Source organism: Rhizorhabdus sp. (assembly GCF_018006725.1).
Taxonomy (GTDB): domain Bacteria; phylum Pseudomonadota; class Alphaproteobacteria; order Sphingomonadales; family Sphingomonadaceae; genus Rhizorhabdus.
The window spans coordinates 1-7,247 of sequence record NZ_JAGMXV010000227.1; the positions used below are offsets into that span (position 1 = coordinate 1).

8 protein-coding genes are annotated in these 7,247 nt (G+C 62.3%); 2 read left to right on the plus strand and 6 right to left on the minus strand.

Annotation, left to right across the window (positions count from 1 at the left end):
* Window positions 1-168, minus strand: a 168-nt coding sequence (locus KAY22_RS22020) for a DUF736 family protein (protein WP_366514130.1), incomplete at its 3' end; no start/stop codon positions are given.
* A gap of 10 nt (window positions 169-178) precedes the next feature.
* Between KAY22_RS22020 and KAY22_RS22025 the strand changes: the two genes are divergently transcribed.
* A complete protein-coding gene (locus tag KAY22_RS22025) occupies window positions 179-529 on the plus strand; it encodes a hypothetical protein (RefSeq protein WP_296625339.1) in 351 nt (116 codons plus the stop codon).
* 437 nt (window positions 530-966) lie between these two features.
* On the opposite strand, the gene KAY22_RS22030 is transcribed toward KAY22_RS22025, so the two are convergent.
* The 4 genes from KAY22_RS22030 to KAY22_RS22045 all read right to left on the minus strand — a co-directional run bounded on the left by KAY22_RS22030 (window position 967) and on the right by KAY22_RS22045 (window position 4,423).
* The gene (locus KAY22_RS22030) at window positions 967-1,380 is read right to left on the minus strand and encodes a hypothetical protein (RefSeq protein ID WP_211400860.1); all 414 of its coding nucleotides are present in this window, start codon (window positions 1,378-1,380) and stop codon (window positions 967-969) included.
* Between the two features lie 63 nt (window positions 1,381-1,443).
* Entirely contained in the window at window positions 1,444-1,815 is a 372-nt protein-coding gene (locus KAY22_RS22035; RefSeq protein WP_211400861.1) for a DUF2958 domain-containing protein, read from the minus strand.
* Window positions 1,812-2,150 carry a hypothetical protein gene (locus KAY22_RS22040; RefSeq protein ID WP_211400862.1) on the minus strand — a complete coding sequence of 113 codons (339 nt, stop codon included), beginning with the start codon at window positions 2,148-2,150 and terminating at the stop codon, window positions 1,812-1,814. Before KAY22_RS22040 ends, KAY22_RS22035 begins: the two co-directional genes overlap by 4 nt.
* Window positions 2,151-2,275: 125 nt before the next feature.
* Entirely contained in the window at window positions 2,276-4,423 is a 2,148-nt protein-coding gene (locus tag KAY22_RS22045; protein WP_296625340.1) for a ParB/Srx family N-terminal domain-containing protein, read from the minus strand.
* A 923-nt stretch (window positions 4,424-5,346) separates the two neighbouring features.
* On the opposite strand from KAY22_RS22045, the gene KAY22_RS22050 reads away from it, so the two are divergent.
* A complete protein-coding gene (locus KAY22_RS22050; RefSeq protein WP_211400795.1) occupies window positions 5,347-7,050 on the plus strand; it encodes a recombinase family protein in 1,704 nt (567 codons plus the stop codon).
* Between the two features lie 28 nt (window positions 7,051-7,078).
* Here KAY22_RS22050 and KAY22_RS22055 read toward each other — a convergent pair whose 3' ends face one another.
* Window positions 7,079-7,237: a Holliday junction DNA helicase RuvB C-terminal domain-containing protein gene (locus tag KAY22_RS22055; protein WP_366514132.1), complete on the minus strand. Its 159-nt coding sequence runs from the start codon at window positions 7,235-7,237 to the stop codon at window positions 7,079-7,081.
* Between the last annotated feature and the right edge of the window lie 10 nt (window positions 7,238-7,247).

Below are 7,247 nucleotides of genomic sequence, written 5' to 3' on the forward strand. Positions count from 1 at the left end.
GCGGTAGTCCGGACCCTTCTCGTTGTCGCCTTCGGCGGCGACGAACTTCACCGACTTGACGTTGAGGGTGAGTGTCTTGACCGAGCCGCTGTAGCCGTTCTCGGTGCGGGAGAAAGTGCCGATCGTAGCCATGTCGTGGTTTCCTTCTGCTGGTCGGGCCGCGCCCATCGCGACCTCGATGATGGTCGACGGACCGGGGACGATCGGCCTGCACCCTTGGGGCCGAAACAACGTGGAGGGCGGCCGGCGACAGCTTTTTTGGCTCGCGATGCAAAGCCGAAGGCGGCGGAAAAAAGCTGGCGGCGGACGTTGCAGGTTCAAGATCGAGGCGACGCTTTCGTCGCCGGTCTTCGGTCAGACCAAACCAATCGAGGACGCCCGTGGGAGCGGCTTGAAAAGGACAGTCAGAGGAAACCGCGATCTGGCGATGGCGATCGGAGGCACACTTTCTCGCTTCGCGCCGCACACGGCTATCTCGGCTCCATCAAGAACGGACCCGAACCTCAACGGCAAGACGATGATGTCCTGAATGTCGCCGTCATCGACGACAATCGAAAGGTCCGGGCCATCCGCCCGTCACTCGCATCGCCATCGTGTTCGGCACGGCAAGAAAACGCCAACAAAGGTAATGGCGCCCTCCCAGCACAAGCCGCTGCGACTCGCTCCCGGCCTCGATCGACACCATGGTCCAGCGCGAAGGTCAGGGTGTAACTCTATCTGACGAACGTCTGCCGCTCCGCTGCTGGCTAGGACCGCCAAACGCGATGCTGACGCGAGCCGGGGGCGACCGGCGAATGTCCGCCGCCTCTCTTCGCGTCAAGGATCGTGACCGAAGGCGAAGACCCGCAAGGGGCTTCGGAAGCCGCCGCAGCAGCGCATAGAGCCCGGCCCGCAGGGCGACGCCCACGCTCAGGGGCGGCACGGAATATTTTGTGCGCCGATAACTTCCGCGTTCAACGAACCGGCTCAGGATTGCGGACTAGCGGATGTTGCCAACCGTATCACGGCGGCCACGCCGACACATGCGCCCCCTGCGAGGCAGACGATTTGCCGCCACACCAGCGGTGGAACGGCCTCGCCGGTGACGCCATGCACGAGCGCATATCCCGCCACGGCGGCAGGCGTGGCGAATATGAGCGCCAATGCGACCCGCAGGATCGGGGCGCGCAGCATGGCAAACAGAAGGGTCAGAATGCCGAAGGATGCAACGCCAGCGACAATGCCGACGATACCGGCGCCGATCCATCCAGCTCCGGTGCCGTAGGCGAAGCGCATCGCCGCGAGCGCGAGCATAAAGGGCAGCGCGTAAATCGCCAGCGTGTAGGCGAGGACACACATCATGCCGATCAGCATGACGATGACGGCGATTAGCGCGATCATGTCGGTGCCTCCGTTATGATGGAGACGATGCGGCGCGTCACGACCACGCGCCGGATCGCGATTTCAAGCGACAATCATCCCGGCATGGCACGCGAGCTTGACGTAGGTGCTGAGCCGGTGTTCGGCCTTGAAATAGAGGTCGCGCTCGGCCGGCAGGCCGAGCTTGCCGCGCACGTCCTCGATCTCGCTGAGCATCAGGTAGCCGAGTTCGGGACTGCCCATGCCAAGGTCACACAGGCCGAACAGGCGAACGTCCTCGCCTTCGGGACAGGCTTCCGTGATGAGCCATGTCGCGGCACCATCAGGCGTGAACAGCTTCACGACCGGGAACGGATCGAAGCCGTCACGCTCCTCGCTGGTGCGGCCGTTCTCGATCAGCTTGGCCAGCAGTTCGTCGGGGATCAGGGCTTCGGTGCGGGGAAAGCGCGGCATCATGACACGCCCTCCCCTGCCGGTTCGTTGATCCGGCAGCGAACGCAGTGTGCCGCGATGGCTCCGGCCTGCCGCGCCAGCTTTTGGGACAGCGCATCGATCTCGCCGCGCCGCGCAAAGCGCAGCGCCGCGACGTTAGCCTGAACGTCGCGCTCGTCGGCGCGGCTCCAGGTGGCGGAGGCACGGCCAAACTGGCGAGCCTTGACGCGGCTGCTCGTCGTCATGCGTTCGGCGCGCGCTTCAACCTGCCGCTCGATGACGGCAAGGTGGCGCGCGGTCTCGGCGTGCGCCGTCTCCATGCGGGTCAGTGTCGCCCGCTGTTTTGCATCGGTCTTCATGGTCTCGTGTCCTGCTGTCGTGCGGTCGAGGTCTCCGGCCGCGCCGGTCAGGCGCGGCCGGAACATTCTCGAGCGATGTCAGAAAGCTGGCCGGGGCCGCGCGATGCGACCCCGGCCGCGGCGGCTCACTCGGCGGCTTCGGGGAAGCCTTCGCTTGCCTCGGTCGCGCCGATGTCCTCGACAGACCCACCCGACGCTTCCGCAACCGGCGCGGTGCGCATCAGCGGCGGCAGCCATCCCGTCCCGGCAAGAAGCTGCTCGGCGGCTTCTGCCATCGGCTGCTTCTTCATGCTGGCGATGCGATCCGCCGCCTCACCGCTGACGGCCTCTCGTACAGCATCGAGGATGAGCGCCTTCGTCACGCGGCCGAGATAGGTTCGCACCGTCGGCGTCCAGTGCGCGGTCATGTCGAGCGCAAGTGCGCTTGCCAGCTTGTCAGCCGTCTCAAGCGCGCGCGGCTTGCGCTCCCAAGGCACTTTCACCGCGTTAACGGTCTGCGAGGCGCAATGCGCGAACAGCGCCATGACGCTTGCATGGTCCAGCCCGGTGATGAAGCCCCACAGGTCCGCCACGTCGCGCGGCATGTCCGCCGCCCATCCGGCGTGACGATCCGCGAGCGCCTTTGCCGCCGCCGTATCCTCGATGCCGTCCGCGTGTCCGCCAAGGGGTGGACTGACGGTGCGGATGTCGAGGCAATGGGCGTCACCGCCGCGATAGAAGCTCTGCGCGGCGAGCGCATGGGTGACGGCGATTAAGGCCATGTCCGGCTGCTCGCCAAGGGCGACCCGCAGGCCAAGGGTGCGATGCGTGGTCAGCTCGCGGACGAGAAGGTCGGACAGCGGCGTGCCGTCATCCCCTGCGTCCTCGTCGTCGGCGTTATGTGCGGCTGCATCGTCGCCGTCCTCGATGATCTCGCCATCACCGTTGACGCGCACGCCATCGATGACGGTTTCGCCATCGCTGGCTTCCTCCGCTTCGGGCTTCTCGTCCTCTGGACGGATGAAACCGCGCTCGATGCGGGCTTCTCCGTCCGGCGACAGCACGACAAAGACGCCACCGCGCGCGATCTCGTCAGGATCGTAAGCATGACGCTTGGCGTCGATGCGCTCGATCTCGGCTTCAAGCTCCCCGAACCGTTGGTCCACGTCGTCGGGAAGCTCCTCCGCGCCTTCATACTCCGACGACAGGCGGTCATATTCCTCCTGTGCGACAGCGCAGGCGGCTTCGTCTTCCTCGGAAAGCTTCACCGGATGCGGATAGGTGCGCGGCAGGCCGTGGGCGTGGGGATAATCGATATGAACCGAAACCCACTTCCAGCCTTCCGCCTCCTGAACCTGCGCGGCGATGCCTTCCAGTTTCTCGATGACAAGCCGCTCCAATAGCGCGGCGTCTTCATAGAAGCCGCCACGATCCTCCGTGAACAGATCGCGGACAATGTTGCCGCCTGCTTCCGTGTAGACTTCCGCACCGATGAAGATCGCGCGCCGATCCGTTGCCGGAATGTGGGTCTTCATGATGTCGCGGCGGATGAAGGACGGATCGCGGTTATAGGACAGGTTCTCGTAAACCTGCTCCTGCCGGGCGTGATCCTCGGTGATGGCGAAGGCCCTCAACTGGTCGAGCGTCAAGCCGCCGTCACGATAGACTTGCATCAGCCTCGGGCTGACCGCGCCGAGCCGAAGCCGCTGCTTCACCACATGCGCGGTGACGCCGAAGCGGGCCGCGATTTCCTCCGCGCCCCATCCGCGATGTTCCGCAAGCTCGCGGAAGGCCTCGAACTGGTCGGCGGGGTGCATGGCGGTGCGCGTGACATTCTCGTCAAGGCTGATTTCGAACGGATCGTTCGCCGTGTCGATGACGCAGCGGATACCCTCCGTTTTCTTGATCTGCTTGCGCTTCACGCGCAGCAACTGCGCCAGCCTGCGGCCTTCCCCGATGGTGACGAGATAGAAGCCGGTCGGCTTTTTCTCCGCGTCAAGCTCAGGCTCCACCACGAGGTTTTGCAGGATGCCCTTGGCGGCGATGCTGGCCGCATAGGCTTCGATCTCCGCCTCGCTGTGCGGGGTCTTGCGCGCATTGCGGGGTGACTTCTTCAGCTTGTTGAGCGGGATGAGAACCGTCTCGCCGTTTGCCGCGACTGACACGGTTTCCGCGCCGGTCTCAACCGCCGCAACCGCTTCCGTTTCTCCGACGCTGCGAACGTCCGCGTCTGCCGCTGCTTCCGCCACCATCGCAACCGTGCCGGCCCTCGCCATCTTCGATGTCCTTGCCATTGTTCCAATCCTTTTTCTGTGCAGGCCGGAGGCATGGCCCCCGCCATGCCTCCCGGGGGCGCGTGAGCGCTCGGCAGAGAGGGGGGCGGCTATCGGCGAGCATGGCCGGGCTGCGCGACAAGCGAGGTGGATTGGACGGATTGGGCGCGTGAAAACGATGCGCCGCCTTGCGCGTGCGCGGCCCTGCCATCGCACAGGCGGTAGTCGCGGGGGAGAGATGGCCGAGACCATCTCTCCCCTCCACGGATCGGCAAGGCTTCATCCGCAGCCGATCACGACAGAGCGAGCGAAACTCTCCTTACTCATCACCGCCATGCGCAGGCATCTTGCGTCCTGTTGCTTCACCAGGCCGTGTTCGCCTGCGCTCAATTTCGCGAAACTACGAAGACGCTCGACGCAGGGCTTTATACTGCCTGGAAATTCGCATTCTCATTCATGGGCACTGCGGCCAACATAGTTGGAGTCACAACCGCGCGGATTGAGCGTTTCGTGGGCGCTTTCAAAGTAACCGTTATGTTTGTTTGCGCCCCGCATCCTGCCGGGTTGCGATCGCTGCCGATAAAACAGTTTGCGCTGAAAAAGCGATCGCATGATCGCGCGATAAAAAATCGAAGAGTCAAACGGAGGTCACAACAGACGCAATCTAACTTCCGCACTTCGGAAGCACGCTGTGCAAGTCGTCATTGCCGCCCGCCTATAGCGCTGCGCGGCAATTTCCACTAAGCTGTTGGGCGCTTTAATGCGTGCCCGGATACGATCGTCTCGGGAGCAAAAGGCGATCATTCGACCGCTTGACCCTTCCCATCCTCGTAGCTGGGACAATCCCGACAATGAGGAGATTTGGCTAGAGTTGGCGCGCGCCATCGGACGCCAAATTGCAAGGGATGGAAGAGACGGTTTGGGACAGCCGATAGGGGAACGACATGACGATGGTGTCACCCAAAAAGAGAGCCGTGATATACGCCCGTTATTCGAGCGACATGCAAAAGGCGACCTCGATTGACGGTCAAATATTGCTCTGCCGTAAGGTCGCCGAACGCAACAATCTCGATGTCATCGGTGAATTCGTCGATGCGGCGAAGTCCGGTCTGACCGAAGATGCGCGGGACGGCTATCAGCGACTGCTCGACGGCGTGCGGAGCCACGACTTTGATGTGATTATCGTCGAGCATTTTGACCGTCTGTCGCGCGATCCGGCAACGATCCAGCGTCTAAAGCAGATTTTCGAGTTTAATCGCGTCGAGCTGATGGATCAGAAGGGGATTTACGCGACCGCTACCGATATCAGCATCGCGAGTCTCTACAATACGATCTACAAGCCCCAGCTTGCCGAAAAGGTTCGGCGCGGGCACGACAACGCTGTGGTCAACGGGAAGATTCCCGGCTCGTATGCTTATGGCTATCGGCCGACGCCTGGAGCGCCGGGTGAGCGTTCGATCGACGAGAATGAGGCGAAGATCGTACTTCGTATTTTCGAGGAGTACGCCGCCGGTCGGTCAACCAGAAATATTGCCGCCGATCTCACGCGCGAAGGCGTGCCTACGCCCGGCGCCACTCGCCACAAGAACAAAGTTGGTCGCACGATCTGGAATCATCAGTGCATCACGGGTGGTCGTAACGGCCGCGGCATCCTCGGCAACGAGCTGTATGTCGGCGTGATCCACTGGAACGTTCGCTCAACAATTCTCAATCCGGAGACGCAGAAGAAGCAGAAGCGCCGCAATCCGGAGGAACATCACCTCATTGTCATGAAGCCTGAGCTTCGGATTGTTCCACAAAAGCTATGGGATATGACGCAAAAGCTACGCAGCGAGCGCGCTGTCCGTATGTTCGGACCGAGCGGCAAGCCGCGGCGTCGCGAGGTAGTTCCGCGCAACAATGAACATCCGCTTGCTGGGACCCTTCGATGTGGGGTTTGCAATGGCCACATGCGAATTGCGCAGTCGTCTCGCGATGGCGGCCCGCGCGCAGCATGCGCCAACGCGCATCAACGCGGGACCTGCGAGCATACCCGTAGCTTTGACATGGACGTCATACTCAAAGACGTTTGCCGCAACATCGATGTGAAGCTGCTCTCTCCAAAGGCCATCGAGGAAGCGATGAGCGCCTGGCAAGAAGAGCGCAAGAACGATCGAAAGAAAGGCAGCGAACGCGAGACGCTTGAACGTCGACGCCGCAAACTCACTGCCGAGATCGAACGCCTATCCTACGCGATCGCGAACAGTCGTCGTAAGCCCGATGAGCTACTGAAACTGATCGATGAGTGCGACCTGGAGCGAGAAAATATTGATGCGCGCTTGCAGTTGCTCGGCGACGGTAGCGGAAACGTGATCCCGTTCGACCATCCGAAGTTCGGAGAGCTTTACTGCTCGGAGGTTAAGAAGCTCGTCACAGCGCTCAAGACCAATCCGAAGGCGACCGAAACGCGAGTCGCTTTCCGCACCTTGATTGGCTGTATTGTAGTGCATCCAGGCCGCAAGCGGATGCCCTACGAATATACGCCGTACCTGAACAGTGCCGCGCTCTTCGGGAAGCAACTTTTCCCTGAAAAAGGCGGGAAAGGCAAAGAGATCGGCAAGTCTGCATACTACAACAATGGCGGGTCAGAGAAATCGGTGTCCTCGTAATAGACGCGGACCGGCAGGCGATGGACGCTCATGTGTCCTCCTCGCCGAACAGCCCGAATTGCGCGGCGCTGCGCGCGGGCTCGGCCAAGCCCAGATGTTTGAACGCCAGCGGCGTGAGCAAGCGGCCGCGCGGCGTGCGTTGCAGGAAGCCCTGCTGCAACAGATAGGGCTCGATAATGTCCTCGATCGCGTCGCGA